The following is an 18,432-nucleotide window of genomic DNA, read 5'->3' as shown; positions in this document are numbered from 1 at the left end:
TGGGCCTCCGGCCGGTTCAGCCGTGCAGTGCGCGGTACGCCGACACCGCGCCGGAGTGCAGTGGGACGCTGCCCGTGCCGATGAGGCTGCGCACGTCGAGGAACTGGGCGCCGACGGCGTTCTCGGGCACGAGGGCGGTGGCGCGCAGGACCAGCAGGCGGGTCAGCGCCTCGACGACGGCGGACGGCAGGCCGGGGCGGCACACCAGCAGATTGGACACACCGATGGTGGAGACGCCGCCCGCGCCCCGGTAGGCGCCCTGCGGGAACGGCACCTCCTCCAGCCCCGAGCCGGCCAGCCCGTCGCGGCCCCCGAGCCGCGGCAGCAGGCCGGCCAGCGGCAGGAACCGCAGGCCGGGATCCGTGTCGAGGTCGGTGAGGGTGGGCAGCGGTACGCCGCCCGCCACCAGCAGCCCCTCGACGGATCCGTCCCGTACGGCGGCGGCCGCGTCCGCCAGCCGCAGATGGCGTACGGGGACGTCGGTGCCGGGCGTCAGGCCCGCGGCGTTCAGGAGGCGCTCCCCGAGGAGCGCCGCACCCGATCCGACCGCCCCGAGCGACACCTTCCGTCCGGCCAGGTCGGCGACGGTGCGCACCGGGGAGTCCGCGCGGACGGCGAACTGGAGGTACGTCTCGTAGAGCCGGCCGAGCGCGCGCAGCGGCACCGGGCGCGGGAAGAGGCCGGTGCCCTGCGCGGCGCGGGCGGTGTCGGTGAGGACGAGCGCCAGGTCGGCGTGGCCGTCGCGCAGCAGCTCGATGTTGGCGATGCTGCCCGCGGTGGTGCGGACACGGCAGGTCAGGCGGGGATGGGCGCGTTCGATCTCGGCGGCGAAGAGCCGGCCGAAGGCCGCGTAGAACGCCGTGGGCTCCCCGGTCGCCAGGCGCAGCTCGCCGCTGGGTCCGGGGTCCTGCCGGGAGGCGTCACCGGCGAGTACGCCCCCGAGCCCGGCGACCACCCCGACCCCGACGGCCGCACGCAGCACCGTACGGCGGCCGACACCACGGTCGGCGTCGCGGCCCACACCACGGTCGGCGTCGCGGCCCAGACCACGGTCGGCGTCGCGGCCCACACCACGGTCGGCGTCGCGGCCGACACCACCGTCGATGGCGCGCCCGGCATCGCGGTCGACACCACCGTGACCGACGGGGCCCGGGCTACCGGCAGCGGGGCCTGTGGGGCGGGTCATGGGGTGCCGCCCGTGGGGGTGGGGCGCGGGAGGGCGGCTGTGGCGTGCAGGCCGTGCGGGTGGGCCGGCCGGAGTTCCAGGTGGCCGCCCCGGCCGGCCAGCAGCTGTTCGGCGATGGCCAGGCCCAGTCCCGTTCCCGGCGTGCCGGTCTGGCGGGACGAGCGCCAGAACCGGGTCGTGGCACGCGCGAGTTCGTCCGTACCGAGGCCGGGGCCGTCGTCCGTCACCGTGAGCACCGCGCGGGTGCCCTCGGTGGCGCAGTCGAGGGTGATCGTGGCGCCGGGGCCCGCGTACTTGATCGCGTTGTCCAGGAGGATGTCCGTGATCTGGGTGAGTTCGCGTTCCGTGCAGGCGGCCGGGACCGGGCCCGGTGTCCCCGTGGTGAGGCGGGCGCCGGCCCGGTCGGCGACCGGCTGCCACCGGCGGTGCTGCGCCCGGACGACCTCGGCCGCGTCGCACCGGGCGTCCGCGCCGCCGGTCACCGTCAGCTCGCCGGCCCGGTGCTCCGCCGCGGCGAGGGCCAGCATGTCGTCGAGCAGGGTCTCCAGCCGGTCGAGTTCGCCGGTGACGCCGTTGTAGGTGCGGTCGGCGGAGGCGGGCAGCTGGGTGCGCAGGGCGTCCACGCGGAGCCGCAGCGCGGCCATCGGGTTGCGCATCTGGTGGGAGGTGTCGGCGACCAGCCGGCGCTGCTGCTCCAGCGCCGCCGTGACGGTGCTCGCCATCCGGTTGAAGCCGGTGGCCAGCTGCCGCAGCTCCGGCGGGCCGCCGGGGCCGGTCTGTTCCGGCGGCAGTCCCGCCGCGAGCTGCCCCACCGCGCGGTCGAGGCGGCGCAGCGGGCTGACCACCCAGCGGGTCGCGGCGCGCGCCAGGGCCGTGCAGGCGAGGGCGACCAGTGCCGTGCCGGCCAGTACGGCGGCCCAGCGCCGGGTGATGTCCCGCGCCGCGTTCTCCACCGACGCCCGCAGGACGACGGCGCCGGTGACCCGGGTGCCCGTGCCGGCCGGTTCGGCGAACTCGCGATACCCGCGGGACCAGGGGCGCAGCGGCCCCTTGGGGTGGGCGGTCTGGTTGCGCAGGGCCGCGTCGACCAGCCGGGCGACGGCCGGGTCGGAGGCCCGCATGCCGCCGGTCTGGACGACGGGCACGCGGCGGAGGTCGGTGACGACGAGCGGTTCGCCGTACAGCTCGGTGTAGCGGCGGGCCTCGGCGGTGACCGCGGAGGTGTCGCCGGTGGCCGCCGCCTGGTCCATGAGGGAGGCGAAGCGGTCCAGCGAGGAGCTGCGGGCGAGGACGAGCTGCTGGGTGCGGTCGGAGGCGGTGAACAGCAGCAGCGGCACGGCGAACGCGGCGACGGTGAGGATCCCGAACACCAGCAGCACGGCCTGGACCCGGGTGCGCACGTGCCCGCCCCTCAGTCGCCGAGGCGGTAGCCGAAACCGCGGATGGTGGTCAGCAGTCCCGGCCGCCGCAGCTTGGCGCGCAGCTGGGTGAGGTGGACGTCGAGGGAGCGGGACACGGCGTGATGGGCGTCGCCCCACACCTCGTCCAGGAGCTGCTCGCGGCTGACCGCCGTTCCGGCGCGGCCGGCCAGGACGGCGAGGACGTCGAACTCCTTCGCGGTCAGCTCGACCTCCGCCCCGGCCACCCGGACCCGGCGGGCGCCGAGGTCCACCTCGACGTCGCCGACGCGGACGGTGCGCGCGCCGGGTGCGCGGGCGGTGTCCCGGGCGGCGGCGGTGCGGCGGGTGACGGCCTCGATCCGGGCGAGGAGTTCGGTGAGCCGTACCGGCTTGACCAGGTAGTCGTCGGCGCCGAGCCGCAGCCCGCGCACCACGGAGCGCTCGTCGCCGCGCGCCGTGAGGATCAGCACGGACACGTCGCTGACCGCGCGCAGTCCGCGCAGCACGTCCAGGCCGTCGACGTCGGGCAGGCCGAGGTCGAGCAGGAGCAGGTCGGCGCTGCGGTGGTAGGTCAGCACGTCCCGGCCGTTGCGGACCCGCCGGGTGTCGTGGCCGTGGTCGTAGAGGACCTCGACGAGGGCGGCGGCCACCCCGTCGTCGTCCTCGGCCAGCAGTATCTGCATCCCGCTCACCTCCCTCCACCCGCGTCCCGGGCGTCGACCGCTCCGGCTTTCGAATGTAGACCACGTGCGGACCACCCGCGGCGGGCCGCCAGGCGGGCGGCGGACGGTCGTTCGCCGCAGGCCGGAGGGGGTGGCGCCGGAATGTTAAGGCGAGGTTAGTTTCGCGTCGGGCCGTCTCCCGGGCCCGTGGCGGCGGAGCCAGGCTGCAGCGGTCGAGGACCCCGCACCGTTCCGGTCCCCCGAGGAGACTTCATGGCCGCCGCTCACCCGGCAGCGTCTTCCGCTGCCCAGCCCGCCACCCACCCGGCAGCATCCCCTGCCCGGCCCACCACCCGGCCCGCCGCTCATCCCGTCGCTCCCACGACGCCGGGCTGGCTGGACTGGCACCCGGACCCGGCCCGGCCCGCCTTCCGGCTGCCGCCCGGCACCGTCGACGCGCACTGCCACGTCTTCGGCCCGCAGGCCGCGTTCCCCTTCGCGCCGGAGCGGAAGTACACGCCCTGCGACGCCGGCAAGGAGCAGCTGTTCGCGCTCCGCGACCACCTGGGCGTCTCCCGCACCGTGATCGTGCAGGCCACCTGCCACGGCGCGGACAACTCCGCCATGGTCGACGCCGTACGGGCGGCCGGTGACCGGGCGCGCGGCGTCGCGACGGTACGGCCGGACGTCGGCGAGGCCGAGCTGCGCGCGCTGCACGCGGCGGGCGTGCGCGGGGTGCGGTTCAACTTCGTACGGCGTCTGGTGGACGCCTCGCCCCGGGACGACCTGCGGGTGATCGCGGAGAAGGTCGCGGAGCTGGGCTGGCACGTCGTGCTGTACTTCGAGGCCGCCGACCTGCCGGACCTGGAGGGCTTCTTCGGGTCGCTGCCCACGCCGCTGGTGGTGGACCACATGGGTCGGCCGGACGTGACCCGGCCGGTGGACGGGCCGGAGTTCGGCCGGTTCCTGCGCTTCGTGGAGCACCACGACGTGTGGGTGAAGGTGACCTGCCCGGAACGCCTCAGCGTGAGCGGCCCCGCCGCGCTGGACGGCGAGCGGCACCCGTACGCCGACGTCGTGCCGTTCGGCCGCCGCGTCGTGGCGGAGTTCCCCGACCGGGTGCTGTGGGGCACCGACTGGCCGCACCCCAACCTCACCGGCCACATGCCCGACGACGGCCTGCTCGTCGACTACGTGCCGCACGTCGCGGTCACCGCCGAGCAGCAGCGCAAGTTGCTGGTCGACAACCCCATGAACCTGTACTGGCCCGGCGAGGAGATCTGACCCATGCAGCAGTCACCGGCGCACTCCGCGCACCCGGCGCACTCCAACGCGCTGAACCGGCTGAACCGGCTGCCGATCGGCCGGTTCCACAAGGTCACCCTGGTGGCCGTCTCCTTCGCCTACTTCTTCGAGTTCGCGGACATCAACACCTTCGCGACGACCGCGCCCAAGCTGATCGGCCTGTGGGGCGTGACGATCGACCAGGTCGCCTACGTGACGTCGCTGTCGTTCGTCGGCATGTTCTTCGGATCGGTGTGCGCCGGCGCGATCGCCGACCGCTGGGGCCGCAAACGGGCCCTGATGCTGACCACCGTGTGGTTCGGCGCGTTCTCGTTCGTGTCGGTGTTCTCCTGGGACATCGTGTCGCTCGGCGTGTTCCGCGTGCTGACCTCGGCCGGGCTGGCCGCGATGACGGTCGTCGCGGTCATCTACGTCAACGAGATGTATCCGGCCGCCGTGCGCGGCAAGTACCAGGCGTACGCCATCGTCATCGGCATCTGCGGCACCCCGGCCACCAACCTCATCGCCAGCGCGGTGGTGCCGCTGAGCGACTGGTCGTGGCGGCTGGTCTACCTGTGGGGCTCGCTGGGCATCCTGCTGGTGCTGTTCACCAGGCGGCTGAAGGAGTCGCCGCGCTGGTACGAGAGCCGCGGCGAGCACGGCAAGGCGGACGCGGTGCTGCGGGAGATCGAGGCGAGCGTCGCCGCGGAGAAGGGCCCGCTGCCCGAGCCGGCGCCCCCCATCGAGGAGACGCCGTCGACCCGCACTCCGCTGCGGCTGCTGCTGCAGAAGAAGTACCTGTATCCGACGCTGCTGCTCACGGTGCTGTGGGTGACGCAGACCATCGGCTTCTTCGGGTTCTCCAGCTGGGCGCCCACCCTGCTCGCCAAGGAGGGCTTCAGCGTCGAGAAGTCCGTCTTCTACGTGGCGCTGACCACGGTCGGCGCGCCCCTCGGCTCCTACCTCGCCTCCCTGGTCACCGACCGTTTCGAACGCAAGTGGAGCCTGGCCGCCTTCGGCACGGTCATCGCGCTGTGCGGCCTGCTGTACGGGCTGACCTTCAACCCTCTCCTGATCATCGTCTTCGGTTTCCTGGTCAACCTGTTCGAGCGCGGCTACACGGCCCTCGCCTACGCCTACTCCCCCGAGCTGTTCGACACCCGCGGCCGCTCCCTGGGCACCGGCATCTCCTACGGGCTCGGCCGGCTGTCGAACGCGGCGGGACCGCTGATCGTCGCGGCGCTCTACCAGAGCAGCGGCTACCGCAGCGTCTTCTTCTTCATCGCCGGCATGTGGCTGGCCGGCGCCGTCGTCCTCGCCGTGTTCGGCCCCCGCACCCGGCAGGCCCAGGCGGCGGCGCACGCGACGGAACGGCAGGCCGCGGGCGCGCCGTGACCGTGCCGGTGCCCGGCCGCCGCGCCGGGCACCGGCCGACCGGCGTCCTCAACTCCGTGTGTCGCACGGCCGGTTCGCCTAGGTTGGGGGCACTGGTACCGCACAGTCACAGGAGGCTCAGCCGTGTCGGAGGACATCGCCCAGGACCGCTCCGGTTTCGAGATACGCGCCCGTATCGATACGACCACACCGCACTCGGCGCGCTTCTGGAACTACTTCGTCGGCGGCAAGGACCACTACCCCGTCGACCGGGAGATCGGCGAGGAGATCAAGGGGATCTTCCCCGGGCTCGTCGACGTGGCGCTCACCAGCCGGCGCTTCCTCGGCCGCGCGGTCAGTCATCTCGCCGGTGAGCAGGGCATCCGGCAGTTCCTCGACATCGGCACCGGGCTGCCGACGGCCGACAACACGCACCAGGTGGCGCAGCGCGTCGCCCCGGACGCGCGGATCGTGTACGTCGACAACGACCCGATCGTGCTCACCCACGCGCAGGCCCTGCTCACCAGCACGCCCGAGGGCGCGACGGCGTACCTGGACGCCGACCTGTACGAGCCGGAGTCCGTGCTGCGGGCCGCCGCCCGGACGCTCGACCTGTCCCGGCCGGTGGCCCTGATGATCCTCAACACCCTCGGCCACGTCGCCGACCACGGGCAGGCGCGGGACCTGGTGCGCCGGCTGATGGCCGGGCTCGCCCCGGGCAGCTACCTGGTGATCAGCGACAGCACCGCCACCAGCCCGGGCATGATCGCGGCGTCCGAGGCGTACAACGCGAGCGGTGCGGTGCCGTACCACGTGCGGCCCGTCGAGGAGATCGCCGGCTTCTTCGAGGGGCTGGAGCTGGTGGAGCCGGGTGTCGTGCGGGTGCCGGAGTGGCGGCCGGACGCAGCGGCGGCCGAGGACGGCGAGGCGACCGTGGACGCGTTCTGCGGGGTGGGACGCAAGGCCTGAGCGGCGGACGCGGGCGATAATCGGGGCATGACCTCACCTCCGGTCGGCGTGGACGCCGTGCACGAGCGGCTGTCGGGCGACGCCCTCGCCGCGGGTGCTCCGTACGCGCTCGTGCTGGCCGGCGGCGACGCCGTGCGGGCGCACCGGCTGGTGGACGCCCGGCTCAGCCGGGGCGTGGACCTGGCGACCGAGCATCCGGCGGCCATGGCGGAGATCGCGGAGGCGGTGCGGGCCGGTCTCGAAGGGCGCGGCTGGTCGGTGCGGGGCGTGATGTCGGATCCGTTGTCCGCGCGGCTGGTCGCCTGTGAGCCCGCGTCCGGCGCGGAGTGCCGGGTCGATCTGCGCAAGGAGGTGCTGTGGCGTCCGCCGGTGGTGACGGACGCCGGTCCGGCGCTGTCCCTGGAGGATCTCGTCGGTACGACCGTGCGGGCGCTGGCCGACCGGGGACTGCCGCAGGATCTCGTCGACGTCCACGCGGCCGCGCGCCGGTGGAGCCCGGCGGAGCTGGAGGAGCTGGGGCGCCGGCACGCCCCGGACACCTTCGACCTCGCCGAGCTCCAGTCCCGGCTGTCGGGCACCGAGTGGCTGGACGACGCCGGGTTCCGCGCGCACGGGCTGGACGCCCCGGCGGTCGAGGAGCTGCGCCGCTGGGCGCAGGCGTGGGCGGACGACATCGCGGAACGACTGCTGGAGGGCGAGGCCCCGGAGGAACCGGAGGAACCGGAGGAACCGGAGGATTCGGCCCCGGCCCCGGCGGAGCCGGATCCTGACGAGGGGTGAGCGCGGCCCCGTGCCCTCGGCGGGTTCCGCGCGACACCGCCTAGGGTTCGGAGCATGACGACTGTTGAGAACAACGGCACTTCTCCCCTCGATGTCGGGATCGGCGCGCTGAACGGCGGTCCGGCCGACCTGGCGCAGTACGCGGGCCGGGCCGTGCTCGTGGTGAACGTGGCCTCCAAGTGCGGGCTGACCCCGCAGTACGCCGGCCTGGAGCGGCTGCACGAGCGGTACGCGGAGCGGGGCTTCACCGTGCTCGGCGTGCCCTGCAACCAGTTCCTCGGGCAGGAGCCGGGCAGCGCCGAGGAGATCGCCGAGTTCTGTTCGGCGACGTACGGGGTGACCTTCCCGATGACGGAGAAGGTCGAGGTCAACGGGGACGGCCGGCACGCGCTGTACGAGCGGCTGGTCGGTTTCGCCGACGCCGAGGGGCACAGCGGGGACGTCCGCTGGAACTTCGAGAAGTTCCTGATCGGGCGGGACGGAGCGGTCGTGGCCCGCTTCTCGCCGCAGACCGAGCCGGAGTCGGCGGAGGTCGTGGCGGCGGTGGAGAAGGCGATCGGCTGACCGTTGACCTTGCCCCTGGGGCAGGGCCGAGCGTGTTCGTCGCCGGGCGGACGGTCCGCCCGGCGACGGAGGATGTCGGCGTGGACGAGGAACTGATCGGCATCGGGGCGTTCGCGGCGCGGGCGCGTCTGTCGGCGAAGGCGCTGCGGCTGTACGACCGGCTGGGACTGCTGTCGCCGGCCCGGGTCGACAAGGCCACCGGTTACCGGTTCTACCGGCCGGGGCAGGTCGAACGGGCGCGTCTGGTGGCGCTGTTGCGGCAGCTGGACATGCCGCTCGCCCGGATCGCCGAGGTGGTGGACGCGGACGACGGCGCGGTGGCGGCGGGACGGCTCACCGCCTACTGGGCGGATGTCGAGTCCCGGCACGCCGCGCGGCGCACGCTCGCCGAGTACCTCCGTGGCCGGTTGTCCGGGAGGAGTTCCGAGATGTACGGGAAGTTCGTGGTCGAGACGGTGGACGTGCCGGAGCAGGTGCTGATCACCGAGTCGCGGCACGTGCTGGCGGACGAGTTGCCGACGTGGATCGGGGCCGCGCTGGGTCGGCTGGAGGCGGCGGCAGCGGAGTGCGGGGGTGCGGCGGGGGCGCCGTTCGTCGCCTACCGCGCGGAGGTGTCGATGGAGAGCGACGGTCCGGCGGAGGCGTGTCTGCCGGTCGCCGACGAGGCGGCGGCGCGGGCGTGGGCCGGGCGGCGGGGCCGGGTCTTCGAGACGGCGGTGCGGGTGGAGCCGGCCCGGCGGCTGGCCTTCACCCGGATCACCAAGGCGCAGGTGGCGCATCCGCAGATCCTGGCCGCGTTCGAGGCGGTGGAGCAGTGGATGGCGGCCGAGGGCCTGACGCCGGTGGGTCCGTGCCGGGAGGTGTACTTCGCGGACTGGTCGGCCGCGGGACCGGAGGACCCGGTGTGCGACGTGGCCTTCCCCGTGGCACTCCCGGCGGATTCCTCGGCGGCGCTGCCGACCGGTTCTTCCGCGGCGCTGCCGACCGGTTCTTCGGCGGCGCTCCCGGCGGACTGAGCCGGGAGGCCACGGCCGAACCCTCTCGGCTAGGACGGCGAACTGGTCGAGAGGGCCCCGTCGACGGTGGTGACGGGCGTCCGCCCGGTCAGCCCTTGACCGAGGACACGAAGGCGCTCCACGCGTCCGCGGGGAAGGCCAGCTTCGGACCCTCGGGGATCTTGGTGTCCCCGAGTTCCAGCGCTTCCTCGGTGGTCGACCTGACCATCACGCACGCGCCGTTGTTGTTGGTGTACGAGGACGTCGTCCACGTTTCCGTGGCGCCCAGACGAATTGCCATGTTCGCTCCGTAGCCAGATGCTGAGTTGCTGTCACCGGCCTGCGCATTCCGGCATGGATCCGCAGAACGGATTGCGCCAACCACCACTGGCGGCTGGCGTGATCGACGCTACTCGCCAACATCTTCTTCCGGAGGAGTCGTTCACTCGACCGGATGGCATATTCCAGGCGTGACTTCCGGTCAGGCTTGTCAGCGGTGTACCATCCCGCGCCTTGCGAGGTCGGCTCAGCGCGCGTAGTCCTTGGCGAGCCGCTCGACGAGCTGCCGGGACTGGTCCACGTTCAGCGACTGGGCCCGCAGGTGCTCGTACATCACCGTGTACTTCTGCACGTCGTGCGGCTTCTCCAGGTACAGGTCGCTGGTCACGCCCTCGATGTACACCACGCTGGAGTCGGCGGCGTCGGCGAACTCCAGGATCGAGTACTGGCCGTTGATCCCGGCGTGCGCGCCGACCTCGAACGGCAGCACCTGCACGGTGACGTGCGGCAGCTGGGACAACTCCATGACGTGCTCGAGCTGTTCGCGCATCACCTGCCGGCTGCCGACGACCCGGTGCAGCGAGGCCTCGTCCAGCACCACCCACAGGCGCAGCGGGTCCTTCTCGGCGGTGATCCGGCCCTGCCGGCGCAGCCGGACCTCGACCCGCTTGTCGTTGTCCTGCTCCGACGACTCCGGCGAACCGCCGCGAATGATGGCCTCGGCGTACGCCCGGGTCTGCAACAGGCCGGTGATGATCTGGGGTTCGTAGACCCGCAGCGACTCCGCGTCAGTCTCCAGACCGATGTAGACGCTGTACGGGATGTCGCCGAAGGCGTGCCACCAGCCCTGCTGGCGGGAATCCTTGGCCATTTGCATCAGCGAGTCGACGATCCGCTGGTCCTCGACCTCGTAGACGCCGCACAGGTCGCGGACGTCGCGCTGGCTGATGCTGCGCCGGCCGTTCTCCAGGCGGCTGATCTTCGACTGCGACACCAGCAGCCGCTCCGCCACCTCTTCGGCCGTCATGCCCTTGAGTTCGCGGAGCCTGCGCAGCTCCTGGCCCAGCCGGCGCCGCCGGACGGTGGGATTGACATTGGACGCCACGGGACGCGCACCTCCGGCTGCCTGGCTCGTACTTGCCACTTTGTGTGTCTGCTCCTGAGCAGACTGCCACCAAGGCGCGCGTCACCGCTGGGAAATGATGGAGATACGACGGGTACACGCCGGTTCACGGCCGTGTGGACGACCCGGACGCCGGTTCCGGGCACGCCGAACGGGGCGGGGAGAGCCCGTGTGCTCTCTCCGCCCCGCTCGACAGCGGCTCCCGTGACCGGGTCTGTGGTGCCGGTGGTCCGTGGACGCCGTGCGTCGGCCCTGGGGGACGTACTGCTCAGTGGGCCACGGCACGTGCCATGGATCCGCGGCGTGGTTGCGCCGGAACGCCACGGGCGGGTTCCGGTGCGCCCCTGACGTCGGCGGGGCCCTGTCGGCCCGCCGGCGCGGAGCTGCGGCGCGGCTGTGCCGCCACGCCGTTCTGGACGTCCATCACGGCGTGTGCGACGAGTCCGCCCATGGGGTCGTGCCGGATCAGGTCCCGCAACCGGGAACGCGAGGAGCGTCCCTCGTTCCCCGGGTACAGGTGCTTGCCGAGTCCGACCGCGTGCGCCAGTGCGGCGAGCGCCGCGGTCCGCGGGTCCGGCGGAACGCCGGTGCGGATCGCGGAGTCCAGCCGGGCCCTGATCTCCCGGCTGATCTCGGTGTCCGTCGCCTGGTAGCGAGTCGTCGGCAGCACCCCGCACATCTGTCCGGCCACGGCGTGCACCATGCCGCACCGCTCCAGATGCGAGAGGTAGGTCTGGCGGAGCCCGAGACGCGGCCCGCCGATCCAGTGGACCGCCCGCACGGGAGCGCCACGCCTTCGCAGCAACTCCAACGCGCAGTCCAGTGTTGGGTCTCCAGTCGGCCGTGGCACGACCACGGCGATACGATCCCCGTCTGGGGCTATCCGTCCGGCCAGCGCCAGCTCCACTAGCTGTGCTCCGGCCAGACCGAGGTCGAGCGACTGCGGCTGTGCAGTGGTACCCGTGGCCGGGTCCAGTGCCAGCAGCAGAAGCTCCTCCGGAAGTGTTCTGCGGCTCCTGCCCATCCATGCCTCCCCGCGTGGATGAATGACAGGGTGACCCCTCTCACATTGGTCTGTCGAGGGTGCGTGACCGGTTCGTAAGGGAACCGGTAGGTATGTCGTTCTCGTCTACCGCGTGGGGCAGGCCCGCACACAGGACACTGGTACATGGTTCGGACAGCGCTGTGGAGCGTTGTGGCGGGCGGCGGTTCACGGTTCGGTTGGCGCACGCGGAGCGTGCGGCGCATGGAGGAGGCATCGGTGGCGGGCGAGTCCCCCGACAGGTCGAAGCAGCGCGAGTCGTCGGCAGAACCGACGTCGGGGAGCGCGGGTCCGGTTCCCGAGACGCGGGATCCCCGTCTGGCGATCACCCGCGAGGACGCGTCGCCGGCCGCCGGCGGCGGCGTCGACACGGCCACCAGGGTGCTGTCGGTGCCCGGGACGGCGGAGGACGCGGCGCGGGGCCCGGCGGAGGCCGGGGACGGCGATCCGGACGGGCGTGACGATTCTGCCGCCGGCGCGGACGGCGACGGCGGCCGGCTGCGCGAGGCGGAGGCGGCGTGGGTCCGCCCCGCCGAACCGGCCGAGGACGGCCCCGTCGCGGGCGGCACGGGCGCGGACGAGGACGGGGCCGGGGCCGGGGCCGGAGAGACCGGCGCGGGCGAGGACGCCTCCGACGAGAGCGCGGCGGACGGTCGTGACGCCGGGGCCGCCGGGGCCGGCGCGGCGGACGGTGCCGGTGCTGACGATGCGTCCGCGGACGGCGGGCAGAAGGCCTCGGAGGCCGGTACGGGCGCACGGGAGGACGCCGAGCGTCCTGGGACCGCCGGGGCGGAGCCCAAGGCGCGTACGGACGCGCTGGACGACGCGGAGCGGCCCGCCGCCGACGCCGGGGAGCCGGAGACCGGGGACACCGGGGCCGGGGCGCGTACGGACGCGCAGGGCGGCTCCGAAGCGGTTGCCGCCGGCGCCGCGAAGGCCGGGTACGAGGATCGGGCCGAGGACGCGAAGACCGAGGACGCGAAGACCGAGAGCGGCGAGCGCGCCGACGACGGTGACGGCGAGGACGGTGACGGCGAAGCCACGGGCGGCCCGCGGGAGGCCGCCGAGGGCGTCGGCAGGCCGCAGCAGGGCTCCGGGAAGGTCCCGGGCGACGGCGCGGAGCCGAAGTCCGGGAGCGCCGCGGCCACGGACCCGGCCAAGGACTCGGGCAAGGGCTCGGCCAAGGACTCGGACGAGCGCCCGGCCACGGACGACGACGCGGACGGCGACGACGACCCCGCGCCCGCGCCCGCCGTTGACGCCCCCAAGGGCGAGGACGGCCGCCAAAAGCCCGACGCCGCCGCTGACAGCGACGACGACACGGACACCAGCGACGACAGCGACGACGACGCGGACGACAGCGACAGCGGCGACGGCGACGCGGGCCGGCCCAAGGGTCCCGTGGACCAGCCCACCGCCGTCTTCCGCACCGGGCGCCCCTCCGCGCCCGCCGTGGACCAGCCCACGACCATGCTCAAGCTGGGCGGCGCCCGGCCCTCCGCCGGTTCCGAGTCCGACGCCGAGCGGACCAGCAAGTTCGTGGCGCTGAAGGGCCTCGACGACCCCGGCGTCCGCCAGCCGCCGCGCGGCGCGGACGTCACCGCCTCCGTCCCGCAGCTCGGTCCGGAGCGGACGACGCAGCAGCCGCTGCCGCCCAAGCCGCCGCTGGACCTGCTGGCCGAGCTGACCAACACCCCGCCGCCTCCGCAGACACCGCTGCGGACGGCCGTGCGGCGGATCAAGATCTGGACGCCGCTGGTCCTGCTCCTGGTGATCGTCTTCGCGGTCGTGCAGAACTTCCGCCCGCTCCCGGCGCCGACCCTGGAGCTCACCGCCGAGGACAGGCACACCTTCGAGGGCGGCAAGCCGGACATCCCGTGGCCGGACGCCGGGCAGGCCGCCCTGGACGTCGACGGCATCGGCACGTTCGGCTCCTCCGGCGAGCAGAAGCCCGTACCGATCGCCAGTGTCGCCAAGGTCATGACGGCGTATCTGATCCTGCGCGACCACCCGCTGAAGAGCGGCGCCGAGGGTCCGATGATCGGGATCGACGCGCTCGCCGAGAAGCAGTCCGACGCCGGCCAGGAGTCGACCGTCACCGTCACCGAGGGCGACGAGATCTCCCAGCGGGAGGCGATCGAGGCCATCCTGATCGCGTCCGCGAACAACGTGGCGCGGCTCCTCGCCCGCTGGGACGCGGGCTCCGAGAAGGCGTTCGTGGAGAAGATGAACGAGGCCGCGAAGGACCTCGGCATGACGAACACGACGTACACGGACCCCTCGGGTCTGAACGACACCACCGTGAGCACCGCCGTGGACCAGGTGAAGCTGGCCCGGGCCGCGATGAAGCAGCCGGCGTTCCGTGAGGTCGCCGCGATGATGTCGTACGACGACTACAAGGGCGTCAACCACCCGAACTGGAACCAGCTGGTGGGCAGCAACGGCGTCGTCGGCATCAAGACCGGCACCACCACCTCCGCGCTCGGCAACCTGGTCTTCGCGGCGAAGAAGGAGATCGGCGGGGAGACGCGGACCGTCGTCGGTGCCGTCGTGCGCCAGCCGGCGGGCGGCACGGACAACACGATCCTGTCCGCCGCCCTCACCGCGGGCGACGCGCTGATCCGGGCCGCGCAGGGAGCCCTGGAGTCGGCGACGATCCTGGAGAAGGGCACCGTCGTCGGCTACGTGGACGACGGGCTCGGCGGCCGGACGCCCGTCGTCGTCACCGAGGACGTCAAGGCCGTCGGCTGGGCGGGCCTGTCGGTGAAGCTGACGTTCGCCGGGGCGGACCTGCCGCACAGCGCGAAGGCCGGGACCGAGGTCGGCACGCTCACCGTGGGCGACGGCACGAGCGGCGCCGTCAAGGTGCCGGTGGCCCTGAAGGACGACCTCGTGGAGCCCGGCTTCACGGACAAGCTGACGCGCATCGGCTGATCCGGAGCCGGTACCTCCGACAGACGCGCACCGCACCCCGCCGGCCGCCGCCCCACCCCGGGGGACGGTCGGCGGGGTGCGTGCTAGCGTCACGAAACGGGCAGGATTCGGGCAAGGAACGGGACACGGGGAGTGCCTTCAGGTGGCCACAGCGGAGCCGACACGCGCCGACGACGCCGATCCGGGTCCGGGAGCCGGTCCGCGAATACCCGTGTCCGGGACACCGCGCCCGCCGCGTGACCCCGAGGGCGGCCCGGGTGCCGTCAGGTCCGCCGTCCTCGCCGTGCGCGCCCGCATGCTGCGCCACCCCGTGCTGTCCGTGACCGGTCTCGCCGGTCTGCTGCACGTCGTCTGGTTCTTCACGTTCGCCAACAGCGGCGGTGACCTCGCGGCGCAGGACGCGTGGGCCGAGTTCGTCGGCCGCCACCCGGACTCCGCGTACAACCTCGCCTGGTACGGCGGCATGCACCCGGTGTCGTACAGCGTGGTGTCCCCGTACCTGATGTCGCTGCTCGGCGTGCGGACCACGATGATGATCGCCGGGACGGTGTCGGCCGGGCTGCTGACGATGGTGCTCATGCGCAGCCTCCCCCACTCTCGGCTTCGCTCCAGCGGGGGGACCCCCATGGTGCGCAATCCCCTGTGGGCGGCGCTCGCCGGGGTGTTCGCGCTGCTGTGCAACGCGGCGTCCGGGCGGGTGACGTTCGGGCTCGGCACCATGTTCGGGCTCGGCGCGGTCGCCGTCGTCTTCTGCTGGCCGCACCGGTGGCGGTACAAGCGGTGGGCGAAGGCGCTGTGCGCGGCCCCGCTGGCCGCGCTGGCCACCATGTCCTCGCCGGTCGCGGGACTGTTCGTGGGCCTGGTGGCGGTGGCGCTGTTCCTGCAGAAGCGGCGGCCCGGCGCCTGGGCGCTGGGGCTGGCGCCGAGCGCGGTGGTGGCGGTGTCGGCGTGGCTGTTCCCGTTCTCCGGGACCCAGCCGATGGGCATCGGCTCGGTGGTGTTGCCGCTGCTGTACTCGATCCTGGTGTACGTCCTGGTGCCGCGGGAGTGGAAGACCGTACGGATCACGGCCGCCGTGTACGGGCTCGGTGTGGTGCTGGTCTGGGTGATCAGTTCGCAGATCGGCTCGAACATGACGCGGCTGGCGATGCTGTTCGGCGGTGTGGTGCTGCTGGCCGCGCTGCCGTTCGCGGTGCCGAGGTCCCGCAAGTGGTACACGATCGTCGTCGCCTTCGTCGGCTTCACGGTCTGGGTGGGCTTCAAGTCGGTCGACGACGTCGTGCACACCACGCCGGCCGCGTCCTGGGCGCGCGAGCTGGCGCCGCTGGTGAACGAGCTGCAGGAGGTCGGGGCCGAGCGGGGACGGGTGGAGGTCGTGCCGGCCCGCTCGCACCGCGAGGCCTCGGCGCTCGCCCCGTACGTCAACCTGGCCCGCGGCTGGAACCGGCAGGCCGACATGGAGCGCAACCCGCTCTTCTACGACGACACACTCAACTCGGCGAACTACCACGAGTGGCTGAAGCGCTGGGCCGTGCACTTCGTGGTGCTGCCGAAGGACGAGCCGGACGGCGACGGCGGCCAGCGGGAGCGGGAGCTGGTGCAGCGGGGCCTGCCGTACCTGAAGCAGATCTGGGGCGACGCCAACTGGCAGCTGTTCGCGGTGGACGAGCCGACGCCGCTGGCGGAGCCGGACACGGTCGTGGAGCGGGCCGAGCAGGGCGAGATGACGCTGCGGGTGGAGCGGGCGGGCCGCATCCTGGTCCGCGTCCCCTACTCGCCGTGGCTGAGCATCGTCGACGCCGAGGGCGACAAGGTGGAGCCGCCGCAGGAGACGCAGGCGTCCCGGAGCCGTCCCGAGGGCGAGCCGAAGACGTACGAGAACGTCAACGGCTGCCTGATGGAGACGGAGGAGGACGCCAACGGCGACAGGTGGACGGTGCTGCTCGCGCCGAAGCCGGGGACGTACCGGCTGGCGGCTCCCTACCAGTGGCAGCGGGGCACGCCCTGCCCGGAGGAACTGCGCTGACCGGCACGCCGGAACCCCTCCCATGCCGTTCATGAACGTGAACCGAGGTCAGCAAGCCGAACAATTTTGCCTGCTCTTGACCTGACGCTTTCTTGTCGTGCCCTCGCCATCCCGCCCACGATGAGCGGGCACTTCGCGTCCGTCCTCGTCCCTACCCCGCTCAGGCGAAGTGCCAACCAGCTGAGTGGAGTTCACAAGGCGGACCCTGGAAGGGGGGACATGAACAGTCTCGACTGGGCGGTGCTCATCGGCTATTTCGCCGTGATGGTCGGCATCGGTGTCTGGTCCCACAAGCGGGTGGACAACGTCAGCGACTTCTTCACGGCCGGCGGCAAGATGCCGTGGTGGCTCTCCGGCATCTCCCACCACATGTCGGGCTACAGCGCGGTGATGTTCACCGGGTACGCCGGCATCGCCTACACCTACGGTGTGACGTCCTTCGTCACCTGGTCCTTCCCCATCGCCCTCGGCATCGCCATCGGGTCCAAGCTGTTCGCGCCGCGCATCAACCGGCTGCGTTCCCGGCTCCACGTGGCGTCGCCGCTGGAGTACCTGAAGAACCGCTACGACCTGAAGACCCAACAGGCCCTGGCCTGGTCCGGCATGCTGCTGAAGATCGTGGACGTGGGCGCGAAGTGGGCGGCGATCGCCACCCTGCTGTCGGTGTTCACCGGCGTCTCGCTCAACCAGGGCATCCTCATCACCGGCGTGGTCACGGCGATCTACTGCACCATCGGCGGCCTGTGGGCGGACGCGCTGACCGAACTCGGCCAGTTCATCATCCAGTTGCTGGCCGGGCTCGCCATGTTCTTCGCGGTGCTGGTGGAACTCGGCGACCACGGCGGCTTCTTCGGCGTGTGGGACCAGCCGGAACTCCAGGGGCACGAGAAGCCGCTGGTCGGACCGTACGGCACGGTCTTCCTGCTGGCGTTCCTGTTCATCAAGCTGTTCGAGTACAACGGCGGCATGCTCAACCAGGCCCAGCGCTACATGGCCACCCCCAACGCCCGTGAGGCGGCGCGCTCGGCACGGCTGTCGGCGATCCTGTGGCTGGTCTGGCCGCTGGTGCTGTTCTTCCCGATGTGGATGTCGCCGCTGCTGGTGGAGTCGCAGAAGGCGGACGGTTCCGACTCCTACGCGCTGATGACCGAACAGCTGCTGCCGCACGGCCTGCTGGGCCTGGTCATCGTCGGCTTCTTCTCCCACACCATGGCCATGTGCTCCTCCGACGCCAACGCCATCGCCGCGGTGTTCACCCGGGACGTGGCGCCGGTGCTGTCGGCGAAGGCCCGCGGGTGGGGCGAGCGGTCCGGCCTGATCGCGGCCCGCGTGACGACGGTGGTCTTCCTCGGCCTGTCCATGGCGGTCGCCACCCAGGTCAACTCGCCGGCGTTCAAGGACATCATCACGGTCGTCATCAAGTGGGTGGCCGGTCTGATGGGACCGATCGCCATCCCGATGATGCTGGGTCTGCTGCGGCCCTTCCGCCGCTCCGGCCCGACGGCGGCCATGACCAGCTGGGCGGCGGGCCTGCTGGCCTTCTGGCTGGTGAACTACCCGATCCACTGGGCCGTCGACGGCGGTGTGCCGCTGGAGTACCAGGTCTCCATCCCGCTGGCGGTCTCACTGATCCTGTACGTCCTGATCGGCTGGGTGAAGCCGGAGGACACCCCGGAACGGCTGGCGATCATCGAGCGCGTCAACACCGACGGCGACGACGACGCGGCCGCGGCGGCGGTACCGGCCCCGGCCCAGGAGGCCCCGAGCGCGGCACGGACACCGGTGAAGGACTAGCCCGTGCGCCCGTGAGGACC

Annotated in this window: 15 protein-coding genes; 9 read left to right on the top strand and 6 right to left on the bottom strand. The window is 72.7% G+C overall.

Translation table 11 applies throughout. The annotated features are described in order from the left end of the window. Window positions 1-16 precede the first annotated feature (16 nt). The 3 genes from FGW31_RS19710 to FGW31_RS19700 are packed head-to-tail and all read right to left on the bottom strand — an operon-like array spanning window position 17 to window position 3,269. Window positions 17-1,186 (bottom strand): TAXI family TRAP transporter solute-binding subunit, encoded by a 1,170-nt coding sequence (locus FGW31_RS19710; RefSeq protein ID WP_142194762.1) that lies wholly within the window; start codon window positions 1,184-1,186, stop codon window positions 17-19. Further along, window positions 1,183-2,586, bottom strand: a complete 1,404-nt coding sequence (locus FGW31_RS19705; RefSeq protein WP_142194761.1) for a sensor histidine kinase — start codon at window positions 2,584-2,586, stop codon at window positions 1,183-1,185. The genes FGW31_RS19710 and FGW31_RS19705 overlap by 4 nt, the downstream gene beginning before the upstream one ends. An 11-nt stretch (window positions 2,587-2,597) precedes the next feature. Next, a complete protein-coding gene (locus FGW31_RS19700; protein ID WP_142194760.1) occupies window positions 2,598-3,269 on the bottom strand; it encodes a response regulator transcription factor in 672 nt (223 codons plus the stop codon). A gap of 252 nt (window positions 3,270-3,521) precedes the next feature. Here FGW31_RS19700 and FGW31_RS19695 point away from each other — a divergent pair, with 252 nt between their 5' ends. The 6 genes from FGW31_RS19695 to FGW31_RS19670 all read left to right on the top strand — a co-directional run bounded on the left by FGW31_RS19695 (window position 3,522) and on the right by FGW31_RS19670 (window position 9,235). After that, window positions 3,522-4,532: an amidohydrolase family protein gene (locus FGW31_RS19695; protein ID WP_142194759.1), complete on the top strand. Its 1,011-nt coding sequence runs from the start codon at window positions 3,522-3,524 to the stop codon at window positions 4,530-4,532. A gap of 3 nt (window positions 4,533-4,535) precedes the next feature. Further along, window positions 4,536-5,927: an MFS transporter gene (locus FGW31_RS19690; protein WP_142194758.1), complete on the top strand. Its 1,392-nt coding sequence runs from the start codon at window positions 4,536-4,538 to the stop codon at window positions 5,925-5,927. A gap of 123 nt (window positions 5,928-6,050) precedes the next feature. Then, window positions 6,051-6,875, top strand: a complete 825-nt coding sequence (locus FGW31_RS19685; protein ID WP_142194757.1) for an SAM-dependent methyltransferase — start codon at window positions 6,051-6,053, stop codon at window positions 6,873-6,875. A gap of 27 nt (window positions 6,876-6,902) precedes the next feature. Then, a complete protein-coding gene (locus FGW31_RS19680) occupies window positions 6,903-7,655 on the top strand; it encodes a nucleotidyl transferase AbiEii/AbiGii toxin family protein (RefSeq protein WP_142194756.1) in 753 nt (250 codons plus the stop codon). 54 nt (window positions 7,656-7,709) lie between these two features. Beyond that, the gene (locus tag FGW31_RS19675; protein WP_142194755.1) at window positions 7,710-8,219 is read left to right on the top strand and encodes a glutathione peroxidase; all 510 of its coding nucleotides are present in this window, start codon (window positions 7,710-7,712) and stop codon (window positions 8,217-8,219) included. Between the two features lie 80 nt (window positions 8,220-8,299). Next, window positions 8,300-9,235 (top strand): MerR family transcriptional regulator, encoded by a 936-nt coding sequence (locus FGW31_RS19670; RefSeq protein WP_142194754.1) that lies wholly within the window; start codon window positions 8,300-8,302, stop codon window positions 9,233-9,235. An 88-nt stretch (window positions 9,236-9,323) separates the two neighbouring features. Here the strand turns inward: FGW31_RS19670 and FGW31_RS19665 are convergent, their stop codons facing one another. The 3 genes from FGW31_RS19665 to FGW31_RS19655 all read right to left on the bottom strand — a co-directional run bounded on the left by FGW31_RS19665 (window position 9,324) and on the right by FGW31_RS19655 (window position 11,640). After that, the gene (locus FGW31_RS19665) at window positions 9,324-9,515 is read right to left on the bottom strand and encodes a DUF397 domain-containing protein (RefSeq protein WP_142194753.1); all 192 of its coding nucleotides are present in this window, start codon (window positions 9,513-9,515) and stop codon (window positions 9,324-9,326) included. 225 nt (window positions 9,516-9,740) lie between these two features. Then, window positions 9,741-10,598, bottom strand: a complete 858-nt coding sequence (locus FGW31_RS19660; protein WP_142194752.1) for a helix-turn-helix domain-containing protein — start codon at window positions 10,596-10,598, stop codon at window positions 9,741-9,743. A gap of 286 nt (window positions 10,599-10,884) precedes the next feature. Continuing rightward, window positions 10,885-11,640, bottom strand: coding sequence for a GOLPH3/VPS74 family protein (locus FGW31_RS19655; RefSeq protein WP_142194751.1), 756 nt, complete (start codon window positions 11,638-11,640; stop codon window positions 10,885-10,887). 222 nt (window positions 11,641-11,862) lie between these two features. Between FGW31_RS19655 and FGW31_RS19650 the strand changes: the two genes are divergently transcribed. The 3 genes from FGW31_RS19650 to FGW31_RS19640 all read left to right on the top strand — a co-directional run bounded on the left by FGW31_RS19650 (window position 11,863) and on the right by FGW31_RS19640 (window position 18,412). Further along, entirely contained in the window at window positions 11,863-14,592 is a 2,730-nt protein-coding gene (locus FGW31_RS19650; protein ID WP_220511087.1) for a D-alanyl-D-alanine carboxypeptidase family protein, read from the top strand. Between the two features lie 142 nt (window positions 14,593-14,734). Continuing rightward, window positions 14,735-16,618 carry an MFS transporter gene (locus FGW31_RS19645; RefSeq protein ID WP_142194750.1) on the top strand — a complete coding sequence of 628 codons (1,884 nt, stop codon included), beginning with the start codon at window positions 14,735-14,737 and terminating at the stop codon, window positions 16,616-16,618. Window positions 16,619-16,837: 219 nt separating this feature from the next. Beyond that, the gene (locus FGW31_RS19640; protein WP_142194749.1) at window positions 16,838-18,412 is read left to right on the top strand and encodes a sodium:solute symporter family protein; all 1,575 of its coding nucleotides are present in this window, start codon (window positions 16,838-16,840) and stop codon (window positions 18,410-18,412) included. Window positions 18,413-18,432 lie beyond the last annotated feature (20 nt).

The sequence above is a fragment of the Streptomyces calvus genome, assembly GCF_006782915.1.
Taxonomy (GTDB): domain Bacteria; phylum Actinomycetota; class Actinomycetes; order Streptomycetales; family Streptomycetaceae; genus Streptomyces; species Streptomyces calvus.
Note: the sequence above shows the minus strand (reverse complement) of the source record. Positions and strands in the feature narration are given on the sequence as shown.

Coding starts and splice junctions, on each gene's coding strand:
- FGW31_RS19710 (WP_142194762.1), bottom strand. CDS start 1,186: ATGACCCGCCCCACAGGCCCCGCTGCCGGTAGCCCGGGCCCCGTCGGT.
- FGW31_RS19700 (WP_142194760.1), bottom strand. CDS start 3,269: ATGCAGATACTGCTGGCCGAGGACGACGACGGGGTGGCCGCCGCCCTC.
- FGW31_RS19695 (WP_142194759.1), top strand. CDS start 3,522: ATGGCCGCCGCTCACCCGGCAGCGTCTTCCGCTGCCCAGCCCGCCACC.
- FGW31_RS19690 (WP_142194758.1), top strand. CDS start 4,536: ATGCAGCAGTCACCGGCGCACTCCGCGCACCCGGCGCACTCCAACGCG.
- FGW31_RS19680 (WP_142194756.1), top strand. CDS start 6,903: ATGACCTCACCTCCGGTCGGCGTGGACGCCGTGCACGAGCGGCTGTCG.
- FGW31_RS19675 (WP_142194755.1), top strand. CDS start 7,710: ATGACGACTGTTGAGAACAACGGCACTTCTCCCCTCGATGTCGGGATC.
- FGW31_RS19665 (WP_142194753.1), bottom strand. CDS start 9,515: ATGGCAATTCGTCTGGGCGCCACGGAAACGTGGACGACGTCCTCGTAC.
- FGW31_RS19655 (WP_142194751.1), bottom strand. CDS start 11,640: ATGGGCAGGAGCCGCAGAACACTTCCGGAGGAGCTTCTGCTGCTGGCA.
- FGW31_RS19650 (WP_220511087.1), top strand. CDS start 11,863: ATGGAGGAGGCATCGGTGGCGGGCGAGTCCCCCGACAGGTCGAAGCAG.
- FGW31_RS19640 (WP_142194749.1), top strand. CDS start 16,838: ATGAACAGTCTCGACTGGGCGGTGCTCATCGGCTATTTCGCCGTGATG.